Annotated in this window: 16 protein-coding genes; 14 read left to right on the top strand and 2 right to left on the bottom strand. The window is 39.2% G+C overall.

What is annotated here, in order from left to right:
* The first annotated feature begins 30 nt into the window (after positions 1-30).
* From murA to MHH59_RS26585, 13 genes are all read left to right on the top strand, one after another.
* Positions 31-1320, top strand: coding sequence for a UDP-N-acetylglucosamine 1-carboxyvinyltransferase (murA, locus tag MHH59_RS26645; protein WP_002034893.1), 1290 nt, complete (start codon positions 31-33; stop codon positions 1318-1320).
* 183 nt (positions 1321-1503) lie between these two features.
* A complete protein-coding gene (glpX, locus tag MHH59_RS26640; RefSeq protein WP_002016310.1) occupies positions 1504-2469 on the top strand; it encodes a class II fructose-bisphosphatase in 966 nt (321 codons plus the stop codon).
* A 504-nt stretch (positions 2470-2973) separates the two neighbouring features.
* Positions 2974-4245, top strand: a complete 1272-nt coding sequence (rho, locus tag MHH59_RS26635) for a transcription termination factor Rho (protein ID WP_002016308.1) — start codon at positions 2974-2976, stop codon at positions 4243-4245.
* 442 nt (positions 4246-4687) lie between these two features.
* Complete coding sequence (locus tag MHH59_RS26630) at positions 4688-4933, top strand: type B 50S ribosomal protein L31 (protein ID WP_000643447.1); 246 nt, start codon at positions 4688-4690, stop codon at positions 4931-4933.
* 110 nt (positions 4934-5043) lie between these two features.
* Positions 5044-5628: a thymidine kinase gene (locus tag MHH59_RS26625; RefSeq protein ID WP_002016305.1), complete on the top strand. Its 585-nt coding sequence runs from the start codon at positions 5044-5046 to the stop codon at positions 5626-5628.
* Between the two features lie 476 nt (positions 5629-6104).
* Entirely contained in the window at positions 6105-7172 is a 1068-nt protein-coding gene (prfA, locus tag MHH59_RS26620) for a peptide chain release factor 1 (RefSeq protein ID WP_002113060.1), read from the top strand.
* Positions 7172-8023 (top strand): peptide chain release factor N(5)-glutamine methyltransferase, encoded by an 852-nt coding sequence (gene prmC, locus MHH59_RS26615; RefSeq protein ID WP_002034895.1) that lies wholly within the window; start codon positions 7172-7174, stop codon positions 8021-8023. The genes prfA and prmC overlap by 1 nt, the downstream gene beginning before the upstream one ends.
* A 244-nt stretch (positions 8024-8267) precedes the next feature.
* Positions 8268-9128 (top strand): stage II sporulation protein R, encoded by an 861-nt coding sequence (gene spoIIR, locus MHH59_RS26610; protein WP_016093640.1) that lies wholly within the window; start codon positions 8268-8270, stop codon positions 9126-9128.
* A 49-nt stretch (positions 9129-9177) separates the two neighbouring features.
* Positions 9178-9636: a mechanosensitive ion channel protein gene (locus MHH59_RS26605; RefSeq protein WP_002016300.1), complete on the top strand. Its 459-nt coding sequence runs from the start codon at positions 9178-9180 to the stop codon at positions 9634-9636.
* A gap of 108 nt (positions 9637-9744) precedes the next feature.
* Positions 9745-10785 carry an L-threonylcarbamoyladenylate synthase gene (locus tag MHH59_RS26600; RefSeq protein ID WP_002016299.1) on the top strand — a complete coding sequence of 347 codons (1041 nt, stop codon included), beginning with the start codon at positions 9745-9747 and terminating at the stop codon, positions 10783-10785.
* A 77-nt stretch (positions 10786-10862) separates the two neighbouring features.
* A complete protein-coding gene (locus MHH59_RS26595) occupies positions 10863-11411 on the top strand; it encodes a manganese efflux pump MntP (protein WP_033731119.1) in 549 nt (182 codons plus the stop codon).
* Positions 11412-11430: 19 nt separating this feature from the next.
* Positions 11431-11562, top strand: a complete 132-nt coding sequence (locus tag MHH59_RS26590; protein ID WP_002139014.1) for a hypothetical protein — start codon at positions 11431-11433, stop codon at positions 11560-11562.
* A gap of 81 nt (positions 11563-11643) precedes the next feature.
* On the top strand, positions 11644-11922 hold the full coding sequence (locus MHH59_RS26585) for a DUF3935 domain-containing protein (RefSeq protein ID WP_002016297.1): 279 nt from the start codon (positions 11644-11646) through the stop codon (positions 11920-11922).
* Between the two features lie 428 nt (positions 11923-12350).
* Here MHH59_RS26585 and MHH59_RS26580 read toward each other — a convergent pair whose 3' ends face one another.
* Together MHH59_RS26580 and MHH59_RS26575 are read right to left on the bottom strand one after the other, a co-directional pair.
* The gene (locus tag MHH59_RS26580) at positions 12351-12962 is read right to left on the bottom strand and encodes a flavin reductase family protein (RefSeq protein ID WP_002034901.1); all 612 of its coding nucleotides are present in this window, start codon (positions 12960-12962) and stop codon (positions 12351-12353) included.
* 167 nt (positions 12963-13129) lie between these two features.
* Positions 13130-13516 carry a DoxX family protein gene (locus tag MHH59_RS26575; protein WP_002068579.1) on the bottom strand — a complete coding sequence of 129 codons (387 nt, stop codon included), beginning with the start codon at positions 13514-13516 and terminating at the stop codon, positions 13130-13132.
* Positions 13517-13903: 387 nt separating this feature from the next.
* Here MHH59_RS26575 and MHH59_RS26570 point away from each other — a divergent pair, with 387 nt between their 5' ends.
* Positions 13904-14401 carry a PTS sugar transporter subunit IIA gene (locus MHH59_RS26570; protein ID WP_002016294.1) on the top strand — a complete coding sequence of 166 codons (498 nt, stop codon included), beginning with the start codon at positions 13904-13906 and terminating at the stop codon, positions 14399-14401.
* Positions 14402-14518: the final 117 nt, after the last annotated feature.

The following is a 14518-nucleotide window of genomic DNA, read 5'->3' as shown; positions in this document are numbered from 1 at the left end:
ATAAATACATTCACAAGAAGGGAGCTCAATATGGAAAAGTTGCTAATTGAAGGCGGAAGAGCTTTAAATGGAACGATTCGTGTGAGTGGTGCAAAGAACAGTGCTGTTGCACTAATTCCAGCGACAATTTTAGCAGATACTCCAGTAACTATTGGCGGTGTTCCTAATATTTCGGACGTGAAAATGTTAGGAGACTTACTAGAGGAAATTGGAGGGAAAGTAACTTATGGGCAGGAAGAAGAGATGGTAGTCGATCCTTCTAACATGGTTGCGATGCCTTTACCAAATGGAAAAGTGAAAAAATTGCGCGCCTCTTATTATTTAATGGGTGCAATGCTTGGCCGTTTTAAAAAAGCTGTTATTGGGCTTCCAGGTGGATGTCATTTAGGGCCACGACCGATTGATCAGCATATTAAAGGGTTTGAAGCGTTAGGGGCATATGTTACAAATGAACAAGGTGCCATTTATTTAAGAGCAGACGAACTACGTGGGGCACGTATTTATTTAGATGTTGTTAGTGTAGGAGCTACGATTAATATTATGCTAGCGGCTGTACGAGCGAAAGGTAGAACTGTTATTGAAAATGCAGCGAAAGAACCAGAGATTATTGATGTAGCTACATTGTTAACGAGTATGGGAGCACGTATTAAAGGTGCTGGTACAGACGTAATCCGAATTGATGGTGTGGATTCACTGCACGGTTGTCACCACACTATTATTCCAGACCGTATTGAAGCTGGTACGTATATGATTTTAGGGGCTGCGTCAGGAGGAGAAGTAACAGTTGATAATGTTATTCCTCAGCATTTAGAATCCGTTACTGCGAAGCTAAGAGAAGCTGGTGTTCAAATTGAAACGAACGATGACCAAATTACAGTGAACGGCAATAGAAGGTTAAAAGTAGTTGATGTAAAAACGCTTGTATATCCAGGGTTTCCAACGGATTTACAACAGCCGTTTACAACGCTTTTAACAAAAGCGCATGGAACAGGAGTTGTAACTGATACAATTTACAGCGCACGTTTCAAGCATATTGATGAATTGCGCCGTATGAACGCGCAAATTAAAGTAGAAGGCCGTTCAGCAATTGTGACTGGACCGGTTTTATTGCAAGGTGCGAAGGTGAAAGCGAGTGACCTACGAGCTGGTGCGTCCCTTGTTATTGCGGGTTTAATGGCAGATGGCATTACAGAAGTAACGGGACTTGATCATATTGATCGAGGTTACGAAAATATAGTAGACAAGCTTAAAGGGCTTGGTGCAAACATTTGGCGAGAACAAATGACAAAGCAAGAAATTGAAGAAATGAAGAATGCATAAAGTGAAACTTTAATCAGTATGGGGTATCCCACGCCGATTATTAACCCTCACCAATCGGGATAAGGTGGTGATACTTCCGTTAATGGGGAGCGAAGAATCACTACTAACGGAAGTATACTTTATAGAAAAACAAGGTTCACAAAATACGGCAGAAATATAAAGACTTAAAGGAGAGGGATTATCGTGGAAAGAAGTTTATCTATGGAGTTAGTACGTGTAACAGAGGCTGCAGCATTATCATCAGCGCGTTGGATGGGGCGCGGAAAAAAAGATGAGGCAGATGGTGCAGCAACATCAGCTATGCGTGATGTATTTGATACAATTCCGATGAAAGGTACAGTTGTAATTGGCGAAGGTGAAATGGATGAAGCGCCAATGCTATATATCGGAGAAAAATTGGGTACAGGATATGGACCACGCGTAGACGTTGCAGTTGATCCTTTAGAAGGGACAAATATCGTAGCGGCTGGCGGCTGGAATGCGCTTGCTGTTATTGCAATTGCAGATCACGGCAATTTGTTACATGCTCCTGACATGTACATGGATAAAATAGCGGTTGGTCCAGAAGCAGTTGGTGCAGTTGATATTGACGCACCTATTATCGACAACTTACGTGCAGTTGCGAAAGCGAAAAATAAAGATATCGAAGATGTTGTAGCGACAGTTTTAAACCGTCCACGTCATCAAGCAATTATCGAAGAAATTCGTAAAGCTGGTGCTCGTATTAAATTAATTAACGATGGAGATGTAGCTGGAGCAATCAATACAGCATTTGACCGTACTGGTGTAGATATTCTATTCGGTTCTGGTGGAGCACCTGAAGGTGTATTAGCTGCGGTCGCATTAAAATGCTTAGGTGGAGAAATTCACGGGAAGCTCTTACCTCAAAACGAAGCTGAACTAGCTCGTTGTAAAAGAATGGGTATTGAAGATATCAATCGTATCCTTCGTATGGAAGACTTAGTAAAAGGTGACGATGCAATCTTTGCAGCAACAGGTGTAACAGACGGAGAACTATTACGAGGCGTTCAATTTAAAGGTAGCGTCGGAACAACACAATCCCTTGTTATGCGTGCAAAATCAGGCACAGTACGCTTCGTAGACGGCCGCCATAGCTTAAATAAAAAACCGAATTTGGTTATTAAATAAAAAGCGTAAGCGGCTCGTTTAGAATCGCAGGGCATTGGAACTCTCGACCTTGAAGCGTTTTTTGCTTCGAGTGAGAGAGTGAAATGACCGGAGATTCTAGCCGCTGGAACTGGATTAAGTAAAAAGCGTAAGCGGCTCGTTTAGAATCGCAGGACACTTCAAACTCCTGACGAAGAGGCGCTTTTTGCCTCGCAGGAAGAAGCGAAACCACCGACCATTCTAGCCGCTGGAACTGGATTAAATAAAAGCAGAAATGCCTTATCTATTCTGCCTTAAAATCAGGTGAGTAGAAAAAAGAAAGAAATATGAAAAGGCGAAGACAAATTTTCTTGTCTTCGCTTCTTGTATTTGTGTTTCAACGTATTGATTAAAACTAGATAAAAGGGTTACAATAGTGAATATTATCCTACTTGAACTTATTGCCTTTCATTATTATTTATTTGCCTTCCGTATTTTTCCCTTTACCCATGTGAAAAGAGAATAAAGTTAAAGTGTGGTGTCTGAATGAATTTGTCAATTGCAGCATTAGAAAACATGAAATTAAAAGAGTTATACGAGCTTGCGAAGGAATTTAAGATTTCGTATTACAGCAAGTTAACGAAAAAAGAGCTAATCTTCTCTATCTTAAAAGCTCGAGCAGAAAAAGAAGGTTTCTTTTTCATGGAAGGCGTATTAGAAATTATTCAATCAGAAGGATTTGGATTCTTACGTCCTATCAATTATTCTCCAAGCTCAGAAGATATTTATATCTCGGCTTCGCAAATTCGTCGTTTCGATTTACGTAATGGAGATAAGGTTTCTGGTAAAGTACGACCTCCGAAAGAAAATGAGCGCTATTTTGGATTGCTACAAGTTGAAGCTGTAAATGGAGATGATCCAGACTCAGCAAAAGAGCGTGTACATTTCCCTGCATTAACACCGTTATACCCAGATCGCCAAATGAAATTGGAGACGGAAACGAAAAAGTTACCGACACGCATCATGGATTTAATCGCACCAGTTGGATTTGGACAACGTGGTTTAATTGTTGCGCCTCCAAAGGCTGGTAAAACAAGTCTGTTAAAAGAAATTGCACACAGTGTCACAACAAATCATCCGGAAGCAGAATTAATTGTACTTTTAATTGATGAGCGTCCAGAGGAAGTAACAGATATTGAACGTTCTGTTAAAGGTGATGTTGTAAGTTCTACTTTTGATGAAGTGCCAGAGAATCATATTAAAGTAGCGGAGCTTGTATTAGAGCGTGCAATGCGTCTTGTAGAACATAAAAGGGACGTTGTCATTTTAATGGATAGTATTACCCGTTTAGCGCGTGCTTACAACCTTGTTATTCCGCCAAGTGGTAGAACCTTATCGGGTGGTATTGATCCTGCTGCTTTTCATAGACCAAAGCGTTTCTTTGGGGCTGCGCGTAATATCGAAGAGGGCGGTAGCCTAACGATTTTAGCAACAGCGCTTGTTGATACAGGGTCTCGTATGGATGATGTAATTTACGAGGAGTTTAAAGGAACTGGAAATATGGAACTTCACTTAGATCGCTCATTAGCTGAGCGCCGTATCTTCCCAGCGATTGATATTCGTCGCTCTGGTACGCGTAAAGAAGACCTATTAATTCCGAAAGAACATTTAGACAAGCTGTGGGGTATTCGTAAAACAATGCGTGATACACCAGACTTTGTTGAAGGCTTCTTACGTAAACTTCGTCAAACAAAGACAAATGAAGAATTTTTACAAAACATTGTTGCAGACTCAAAAAGGTATGTAACCACTAAGTAAAGGGAAAAGATGGGGACTCGCTTATTTCGTAGTAAGCGAGTTTTTTATGTTTTTAAGGGAATATTAGAGAGAGTAATATATGGAAAAAATTTGTTTTTTGAGATGGAAATCATATTTGGATTGAGAGCTTGAAGTGTCCTGCGATTCTAAACGAGCCGCTTACGCTTTTTACTTAATCCAGTTCCGGCGGCTAGAATCTCCGGCCATTTCGCTCTCTCGGTCGAAGCAAAAAGCGCTTCTTGGTCGAGAGCTTGAAGTGACCTGGATTCTGAACGAGCCGCTTGTGCTTTTAATTTTTAAAAAGACAAAAACAGGTAGTTGCAAAATGGAGTTAGCCTTGTTATAATTTCATCATATGTGTTTCATCAATATAGTTGTGTAAGCAGCTGAAGATGAAAAACTCTGTTTCGAAAATGATTCAGGGCGGAAGGAGATGAAAAGAATGAAAGCAGGAATCCATCCAAATTACAATAAAGTTGTATTTATGGACACGAACACTGGCTTCAAATTCTTAAGCGGGTCTACAAAAGGCTCTAGCGAAACTGTTGAGTGGGAAGATGGTAACACTTATCCATTACTAAAAATTGAGATCAGTTCTGATTCTCACCCATTCTACACTGGACGTCAGAAGTTTGCTACTGCAGACGGACGTGTTGACCGCTTCAATAAGAAATACGGCATCAAGTAATAAAGAACATAAAACAGGCAAGTGTATGTATTCGCTTGTCTGTTTTTTTTGCGAAAATATTAAACCTTTACCCTACTTTGGATTAGGAAAGTAGATGAAAGGAGAGCTCAATGTACTTAATGAATCAAAATGGTTGGATTGAAGTGATTTGCGGGAGTATGTTTTCTGGGAAATCAGAAGAGCTCATCCGCCGTATACGTCGTACACAATTTGCGAAACAACATGCGATTGTATTTAAACCATGTATTGATAATCGTTATAGTGAAGAAGATGTTGTATCACATAATGGATTAAAGGTTAAAGCAGTTCCTGTTTCAGCTTCAAAAGATATATTTAACCATGTAACAGAAGAAATGGATGTTATTGCAATCGATGAGGTACAATTTTTTGATGGGGACATTGTGGAAGTGGTGCAAGTATTGGCAAATCGTGGCTATCGTGTCATTGTAGCTGGATTAGACCAAGATTTCCGTGGTCTACCATTTGGACAAGTTCCTCAGCTGATGGCGATTGCTGAACATGTAACTAAATTGCAGGCAGTTTGTTCTGAATGTGGATCTCCTGCAAGTCGTACGCAACGTTTAATCGATGGAGAACCAGCGGCATTTGATGATCCAATTATTTTAGTTGGGGCTTCAGAATCGTATGAACCACGTTGTCGTCATTGTCATGCAGTACCTACAAAACAAAGATAAGTGAAACTCGCTATGTAGAGCGGGTTTTTTTCGAAAATAGATGAAGATTGGTGGCAAGCTCTTCGTGTCTAAGAACCGCCGCTACTCAAGGTGAAAAGCACCTTTTGTGCGAGAGAACCTTAGCCAGTCAGAGCTGAGCGAGCCGCTTGCGCTTTTAAATATTATCTAGCTCCAGCGGCTAGAATGGTCGGTGGTTTCGCTTCTTCCTGCGAGGCAAAGAGCGCCTCTCTGTCAGAAGCTCCAACCTTCTCCCATTCTGAGCGAGCCGCTTGCGCTTTAAATATTATCTAGCTTCAGCGGCTAGAATCTCCGGCCATTTCACTCTCTCGCTCGAAGCAAAAAGCGCTTCAAGGTCGAGAGTTCCAATGTCCTGCGATCCTGAGCAAGCCGCTTACGCTTTTAAATATAATTTGCGTTTTTTTGATTAAGTACCATATACTATTTGTATTAGATACTAGGATGTAGAGGTGAATGGTGTGTTAGATCGTTTGCAAGCTGTAGAAGATCGTTATGAGAAGTTGAATGAGTTGTTAAGTGACCCAGAGGTTATTAGCGATACAAATAAGCTTCGTGAGTATTCAAAAGAGCAATCTGATATTCAGGACACGGTAGAGGTGTACCGTGAGTATAAAGATGTTCGTGAGCAATTACGAGATGCAAAAGCAATGTTAGAAGATAAGTTAGACGCTGATATGCGTGATATGGTAAAAGAAGAGGTTTCTGAATTAGAAGGACAAGAGAAAACATTATCAGAACGTCTGAAAATTTTACTTGTTCCAAAAGACCCTAATGATGATAAAAACGTTATCGTTGAGGTTCGTGGCGCTGCTGGTGGTGACGAGGCAGCTTTATTTGCTGGTGATTTATATCGTATGTATAGCCGTTATGCTGAGGTGCAAGGTTGGAAAACTGAAATTATCGAAGCGAGCTATACAGAGTTAGGCGGATATAAAGAGATTATCTTTATGATTAACGGTAAAGGTGCTTTCGCGAAGCTGAAATTCGAGAATGGTGCTCACCGTGTACAACGTGTTCCTGAAACGGAATCTGGCGGACGTATTCATACATCTACAGCAACTGTAGCTGTACTACCAGAGGCAGAAGAAGTAGAAATTAATATTCATGAAAAAGATGTTCGTGTTGATACGTTTGCTTCTAGTGGTCCTGGTGGACAAAGCGTTAATACAACGATGTCAGCGGTACGTTTAACGCATTTACCGACTGGTGTAGTTGTATCTTGTCAGGATGAGAAATCACAAATTAAGAATAAAGAAAAAGCGATGAAAGTATTACGCGCACGTGTTTATGATAAATTTAGACAAGAAGCGCAAGCTGAGTATGATCAAAACCGTAAACAAGCTGTTGGTACGGGAGATCGTTCAGAGCGTATTCGTACGTATAACTTCCCGCAAAACCGTGTTACAGACCATCGAATCGGTTTAACGATTCAAAAGCTAGATCAAATCCTACAAGGTAAGTTAGATGATTTCATCAATGCCTTAGTGATGGAAGATCAGGCGCAAAAGATGGAGGCAGCTGAGTAATGCGTGTCTATGAAGCCCTGAAATGGGCTTCTTCTTTTTTACAGGAAAATGGACGAGATGAAAATGCGGGAGAAATTGTCCTTTGTCATGTATTAAAGACGAACAGAACCGGAATGCTCATGAATATGCGTGAAGAAATAACTGCGGAACAAGAGGAAAGTTTTGCAGAATTTATCCACAAGCATGTAGAAGGTATTCCGATCCAATATATGCTCGGTTATGAAATGTTTTATGGCCGATCATTCTTTGTAAATGAAGAGGTATTGATACCAAGACCGGAAACAGAGGAACTTATAGTTGGAGTACTAGAGAGAATTGAGCGCCATTTCGGTAATGAGGAGCTTCACATAGCGGATATTGGAACAGGTAGTGGAGCGATTTCTATTACGCTCGCTTTAGAAAATAAAAATCTTCATGTGTATACAGTAGATATCGCACAGGAGTCGATTGAAGTTGCAAAAGAAAATGCAAAAACTTTAGGGGCGGATGTAACATTCTATCACGGCGATTTACTGTCTCCGTTTTATGAAACAGGTCAGAAGTTAGATGTTGTTGTTTCCAATCCTCCGTACATACCAGAGGAAGATTGGCGTGGTCTTTCTACTGTTGTGAAGGAGCATGAGCCGAAGCGTGCGCTTGTTGGTGGGGAAGATGGACTAGATTTCTATCGTCGTTTTATGGAGGAATTGCCGAATGTATTACAGAACAAGGCGATTGTGGCGTTTGAAATTGGTGTAGGGCAAGGTGAAGATGTGAAAGCATTATTACAGCAAACTTTCCCGCGCGCTCAAGTTGAAGTTGTATTTGATATTAATGGAAAAGATCGCATGGTATTTGCAGAGATGGAGTAAGGCATAAGCCTTACTCTATTTTTTGTATGAAAAATTCGCAACTACTCAGCCATACATTTTATTTAGAATTTTGGTAAGGGGAATTATTTCAGCGAAAATACGCACCTTATTACCTATACATAGCCAGTTCCTCTCGCCAATTAAAAAAATGCTTTTCTATCGGTTTTTTATATAGATTTTGAATTTAATAGTTTAGAAAGATGAAAGTCTGTCCACACTGTTTCTAGAGGGGACGGTGGAGGAAATGAAAAAACAAGTTATTGCTTACTTTCTTTTATTATTAATTGGTGCACAGTTACTTGTGCAGTTTGGATATATGAAAGCTGATGCAAAAGGGCCTACTGTTATTCCGAAAGAGGCCGTTCGATTACGTATTTTAGCTAATAGTGATTCCGATAAAGATCAGGCGTTAAAGCGTAAAGTACGCGATGAAGTAAAAGCGCAAATTGATGGATGGGTAGCGGATTTAACGTCATTTGAAGAAGCTCGAAAAGTAATTCAAAATCATATTCCTGAAATTGAAAAGACAGTGGCAAATACACTGAAAAGAGAAGGAAGTAAAGAGGCGTTTCAAGTGAAATTCGGTAAGAATGTGAAGTTTCCTACAAAGGTATATGGGAATTTTATTTATCCGGCAGGAGAATATGAAGCGGTACTTATTACAATTGGAAAAGGTGAAGGTGCAAACTGGTGGTGTGTATTATTTCCACCGATGTGTTTCTTAGATTTTTCAAGTGGTACAGCTGTAAGGAAAGAAGAACATGTTGTGAAAGCTGAATCTCCTGAAGAGGAGCAGGTGAGACAATCAGATGAGGAAGTGGTGGATGTACCGGAGAAGAAAGAGGATAAGGTGAAAGAAAAGAAAGTAGTAAAGCCGGAAAAAGCTGAAAAAGTAACAGCACAGGAAAAGAAAGTAGTAAAACACGAAACACAAGTAGAAGAACAGCCTGTAAAAAAAGTAGAAACAAAAACTGTGGAAAAAGTGGAGAAACCTGTGGAGCAAAAACAAGAAAAGCAAAATGAGTATGTAACAGTAGAAGAGGAAGAGAAACCAGAGGTTAAATTATTTATCGTCGAAGCTTTTACATCTTTATTCTCTAAATAGTGCTATTAATAAATCCTTCCTCATATATATCAATGAGGAGGGATTTATTATGAAGAACGTGTATTTTGCTACGAAAGCAGATGTAGAAAGATTACATTCTTTTTTCGGACAAGCTAATAAAAAAGATGATAAAATAAATGAGTTGTACGCACAATTTATGATCTTGGAAGAGGCGGGAGAAATACGAGCGGTAATTGGATATGAACAAAGTGGAGAAAATGCACTTATCCGTTCTTGTTTATTCACACCTAATGTGGATAAACAGACTTTCTTATATTTTTTCGAGATGTTTTTGCAGTATATGAAAGAAAAAGATATTCGACAATTGTACTTACTCACAAATCATCCACAATCTGTGACCATCTTTCAGTTTTTTAACTTTGTCATTATAGAGAAAGAGGAAGTGCCAGAGGAAATTCGACAGTTAGAACACTTTTGTAAAAATATAAAAGAGCTAAATGCAATAATACTAAATTGTCAGCTATTCACAAAGTTATCCACGGATTAACAAGGTTTATCCACATTTTGTGGATAAACCTTGTTTGTCTTTTGGATAAATCTCATAGTAAACTAAAAATAGACAAGTATTTCATGGTAGAAAAGGACGTGGGAAAAAATGCATACAAATATGTGGGTTGTGGATAATGTTGTGGAAAGAAAAAAATATTATCCACAATTAAAAGAAGCAGCAAGATTATTAAGAGAAAATGAAGCGGTAGCCTTCCCAACGGAAACGGTATATGGGTTAGGAGCAAACGCAATGGATGATGAAGCGATAGCGAAAATTTTTGAAGCGAAAGGGAGACCGAGCGATAATCCACTGATTGTCCACATAGGAACAAAATCTCAGTTAGATGGTATCGTAAGAGAAATTCCGCCGGTTGCAGAAAAGTTAATGGAGCATTTTTGGCCAGGACCATTAACAATCATTTTACCGAGAAAAAAAGGGATTTCAGAGAGGGTTACAGCAGGACTTAATACAGTCGGAGTGAGGATGCCGGATCATCCAGTAGCGCTCGCCCTTATTGAAGAGGCAAACGTGCCTGTTGCGGCACCGAGTGCGAATCGTTCAGGACGCCCAAGTCCAACGTTAGCTTCTCATGTGTATGAAGATTTAAATGGGAAAATTGCTGGTATTGTTGATGGCGGGGCAACAGGAGTAGGCGTTGAATCAACTGTAATTGATTGTACGAGCGAGGTTCCGACGATTTTACGTCCAGGTGGGATTACGAAGGAGCAATTAGAGGCCGTGATAGGAAATGTTTCTTTAGATCCAGCTTTAAAGGATGAGAAAGAAAAACCAAAATCACCTGGAATGAAATATACACATTATGCACCGAAAGCGCCACTTAGTATTGTTGAAGGGTCCCGTGAGTTTATTCAACGTATTGTGGATGAGAAAAAGAAAGAAGGATTTAAAGTAGGTGTATTAACGACAGAAGAGTATCAGCATGTGTATAGTGCAGATGTTGTATTGTCTTGTGGTGTACGAAGCGATTTAGCCAGCGTTGCGACTAAGTTATATGATGTGCTTAGAACGTTTGATGCAAGTGAAGTAGATGTTATTTTTAGTGAATCATTCCCGAATGAAGGCATAGGAAATGCAATTATGAATCGTTTAACAAAAGCTGCGGGACATCAGATTATTATTGAATGATAATGTACCTTTAGCAAACAGAATATTTCTCCTCGGATAAGCATATTGTGAAGTAGCACGTCCGAGGGGGGATATGAATGACACTTGAACAATTAATACCTTTAATAATTATGGCATTTGCCCTGGGGATGGATGCATTTTCAGTGAGCCTCGGTATGGGGATGGTAACATTAAAGTTAAGACAAATCCTTTATATAGGTATGACGATTGGGATATTTCATATTATTATGCCATTTATCGGAATGGTACTAGGACGTTTTCTATCAGAGAGGTATGGGGATGTCGCAAATTTTGCAGGAGCTATTTTATTAATTGGGCTAGGGTTCTATATCGTATATTCGTCTATTTTAGAAGGGGAAGAGACTAAAACTGCTCCAATTGGAATTAGTTTATTTGTATTTGCATTTGGTGTCAGTATAGATAGTTTTTCAGTAGGTCTTAGTCTTGGAATTTACGGAGCAGAGACAATTATTACGATATTATTGTTCGGACTAATAAGTATGCTACTGGCTTGGATGGGTTTATTGCTTGGTAGCCATGCCAAAAATATACTTGGCACATACGGTGAAATAGTAGGTGGTATTATTCTTGTTGGGTTTGGATTGTATCTCCTTTTTCCTATATAATTTTATGTAGGAGGGAATTATGAACAAGCTATTGGAATGGTATGTTAAGCTTTTAACCTTCTTTCCTCGATGGCTAAGAAGACTTATAATATTGGGTGTTATTTTGCAAATTTCGATGTTAGGTTGGATTAAGTTAATTCGTGAATGGTGAGATAGTTCCTTTCTGTGCATAGTTTCGTTTGTACTATATTGATCACACTAAAAAATTACAAATATAGAAAGGATGAGATGAATGACGAGATTAAAGCAAGTTTTTGGTATTATTATTAGTTTTTTTGTTTTTTGGTTCAGTATGCTCGGTGTACAAATGTTTGCTGAGTTTTTAGATATTGAGTCATTGAAGTTTGTTGCAGGAAAATCGGAGGCGGCGCGTACTTTTTATTCTCCGTATCCGTTTTTAATTGTTTTCCTTATTACGTTACTTTCCTTATATTTCTTTGTAATAAAGCTTAGTAGATCTAAAAAAGAGAAATTCCCGTCATTAGAGGAGAAGAACGAAGAATTACGATAAAAAATTCCCCGCTTTCAGCGGGGGTTATGTTTAGGTGATGGAAGTGAACGGGCCCCTTGCGCTTTTAGGGGATATATCCAGTTCCAGTGGCCAGCTAAGAACCTTCCCCACGAGAAGATAAAAAGCATCTTCTGTGAGGAAGAACCTTAGCCACCGGGCCTGGGCAGTCGGTTCCGCTTTTAAATGTATCCAGCTCCAGCGGCTAGATTGGTCGGTGGCTTCGCGCCTTCCTGCGAGGCAAAAAGCGCCTCTACGTCAGGAGCTCCATCCCCCTCTCATTCTGAACGAGCCGCTTCCGCCTTTAGGGTGTGATATCCAGTTCCGGCGACTAGCTCTTCGCATCTAAGAACCTTCCGCCCGAAAGGCAAAAAGCGCCTTTAGGACGAAAGAACCTTAGCTGGTCAGAGCTGAACGAGTCGCCTCCACTTTTAGATAGGCCTCACTAATTCAAATTGTTCTCCTAGTTTTGCGTAGTTGTGTCCTGCTAGGCGGCTTATTGGTTTTAGTTCTTCGGCGTGAATTCGACCGTTTTCGTATAAGTGTTCAGCGACGTGAAAGCGAACGACGCGGCCGATTAGTAGGTCACAAGCTGGCGAGTCTTCGGTTCCGCCGAGTGGGATAGCGCGTTCTAATATGCACTCCATTCGAATGTTTGCTTCTTTAACCCCTGGTACTGAAATGACATCACTGTCAATCGGTGTTAGTTTTGCTAATTCGATTTCACTTTCATTAGGAGGTAGGTTCGCTGCTGTTTCGTTGATCGCTTCTACGTAAGATTCATCAGAAATATGTACGACAAATTCCCCTTTTTCTATTGCGTTTCTGGAAGTGTCTTTCGGTTTTCCTTCTTTGCGTTGTACTGAAACTGAGATAAGTGGTGGATTGGCAGCGACGATATTGAAATAACTATATGGCGCACCGTTCAATACGCCATCTTTAGTTACAGAAGTAACGAATGCAACAGGACGTGGAATGATACTTCCTGTTAGTAATTTGTAATTATCTTTTTCGGTTTGTTCGTTTGGATTAATGGATAACATGTTGTAATCCCCTTTCTAAATATGAATACTTATTGTTCCTTTACAAGATATCAATGGGAATCTCCTGCTGAAAATAATATTTTTTTGATGATGTAAAAAAAAGAGATTACTTCGATTGTACTGAAGTAATCTCTTTTTTGGTAAATATCTTGAAATAGAGATAAATATTAAAGTAAAACGTAAGCGCCAGGTCCAATTAAAGCTACACCGATAGCGACAGCGATTAACATTAAATTATATTCGAATCCGTTTTGTGTTACCCAGTAACCATTTTTTCCGTGAACTGTGAAAATTGCTACTAACATTGTTCCTACGATAAATAAAGAACCAACTACAGTGAAAATACCTGCTGCGAATAAGAAACCACCTAATAGTTCAGTTGCGCCAGCCATAAATGCCATAAATACACCAGGACGTAAGCCAATTGACTCCATCCAGCCGCCAGTTCCCTTTAAGCCGTAACCGCCGAACCAACCAAATAATTTTTGAGCACCATGACCCATGAATGTAATTCCTATAATAAGACGAATAATAAGAAGACCGATATCCATCATTTTAAAAAACCTCCTAAAAGTTATTAACTTACCTTATGTAAGTAATAATAAAATAGTTACTTACTTTAGTCAAGTGGATTTTAACGAAAATTTGAAAGGAATTTTACAAATTAACAACAAAAAATAAAATGTAGTAAAGACCTCTAGACAAGTAAGCGAAAAAAAGAGAAAATATAAGTAGAAGTTAAATTCTCATTGTTATTCAGACAATCAGAATTGACTGGAATTTTGTGAAGCGCTACAATAAGAGTCTAGTAGTAATGACATGATTTATTTCGAAAGAGTTTTTACAGTATAACATTCGAAGTATGAAGTCTTACGTGTATTTCGATCTTGAATAGAGATTGCCCTATAAACTTTTAGGTAAATTATAAGGAGGACTATCCTATGTTTAAAAAATTATTCGGTTTTGGTTCAAAAACAAATGAAGAAACAATCGTAGCTCCATTAACTGGAGCAGTGAAAAATATTGAAGAAGTACCAGATCCAGTATTCGCTGGTCGTATGATGGGTGACGGTGTTGCGATCGATCCTACTGAAGGTGTAGTTGTATCTCCAGTTGATGGTGAAATCGTACAATTATTCCACACGAAACATGCTATTGGAATTAAAGCGAAAAACGGTACAGAAATTTTAATCCACGTTGGATTAGAAACTGTAAAAATGGAAGGTGAAGGTTTCGAAGCTCACGTTTCTGAAGGACAAGCTGTAAAAGCTGGAGATAAATTAATCTCATTCGACTTAGAATTAATTCGTGAAAAAGCGAAAAGCACAATTACTCCAATCGTTATTACAAACACAGATGCAGCTGAGTCTATTAAGACAACTGTAGGTGTAACAGCTACAAAAGGTTCAACAGAAGTAATGAAAGTTACAATGAAATAATTATTTGATAGAAGGAATCCGTTTCATATGAAATGGATTCCTTATTTTGTTTCGTAGTGTGTTCATTATGTATGGTAAAATACTTTGGGCACTTGGAAATAGGGTTTCATATATGTG

The sequence above is a fragment of the Bacillus sp. FSL E2-0195 genome, from assembly GCF_038003645.1.
GTDB lineage: Bacteria > Bacillota > Bacilli > Bacillales > Bacillaceae_G > Bacillus_A > Bacillus_A mycoides.
This window is presented reverse-complemented; position numbering and strand designations above follow the sequence as displayed.

Bases quoted from the DNA above. Each gene is read 5' to 3' on its own strand.
- MHH59_RS26590 (WP_002139014.1), top strand. From the start codon at position 11,431: ATGAACAAGCTATTGGAATGGTATGTTAAGCTTTTAACCTTCTTTCCT.
- MHH59_RS26630 (WP_000643447.1), top strand. From the start codon at position 4,688: ATGAAAGCAGGAATCCATCCAAATTACAATAAAGTTGTATTTATGGAC.
- MHH59_RS26580 (WP_002034901.1), bottom strand. From the start codon at position 12,962: ATGTTATCCATTAATCCAAACGAACAAACCGAAAAAGATAATTACAAA.
- MHH59_RS26595 (WP_033731119.1), top strand. From the start codon at position 10,863: ATGACACTTGAACAATTAATACCTTTAATAATTATGGCATTTGCCCTG.
- murA (WP_002034893.1), top strand. From the start codon at position 31: ATGGAAAAGTTGCTAATTGAAGGCGGAAGAGCTTTAAATGGAACGATT.
- MHH59_RS26605 (WP_002016300.1), top strand. From the start codon at position 9,178: ATGAAGAACGTGTATTTTGCTACGAAAGCAGATGTAGAAAGATTACAT.
- MHH59_RS26570 (WP_002016294.1), top strand. From the start codon at position 13,904: ATGTTTAAAAAATTATTCGGTTTTGGTTCAAAAACAAATGAAGAAACA.
- rho (WP_002016308.1), top strand. From the start codon at position 2,974: ATGAATTTGTCAATTGCAGCATTAGAAAACATGAAATTAAAAGAGTTA.
- prmC (WP_002034895.1), top strand. From the start codon at position 7,172: ATGCGTGTCTATGAAGCCCTGAAATGGGCTTCTTCTTTTTTACAGGAA.
- MHH59_RS26625 (WP_002016305.1), top strand. From the start codon at position 5,044: ATGTACTTAATGAATCAAAATGGTTGGATTGAAGTGATTTGCGGGAGT.
- MHH59_RS26585 (WP_002016297.1), top strand. From the start codon at position 11,644: ATGACGAGATTAAAGCAAGTTTTTGGTATTATTATTAGTTTTTTTGTT.
- spoIIR (WP_016093640.1), top strand. From the start codon at position 8,268: ATGAAAAAACAAGTTATTGCTTACTTTCTTTTATTATTAATTGGTGCA.
- MHH59_RS26575 (WP_002068579.1), bottom strand. From the start codon at position 13,516: ATGATGGATATCGGTCTTCTTATTATTCGTCTTATTATAGGAATTACA.
- MHH59_RS26600 (WP_002016299.1), top strand. From the start codon at position 9,745: ATGCATACAAATATGTGGGTTGTGGATAATGTTGTGGAAAGAAAAAAA.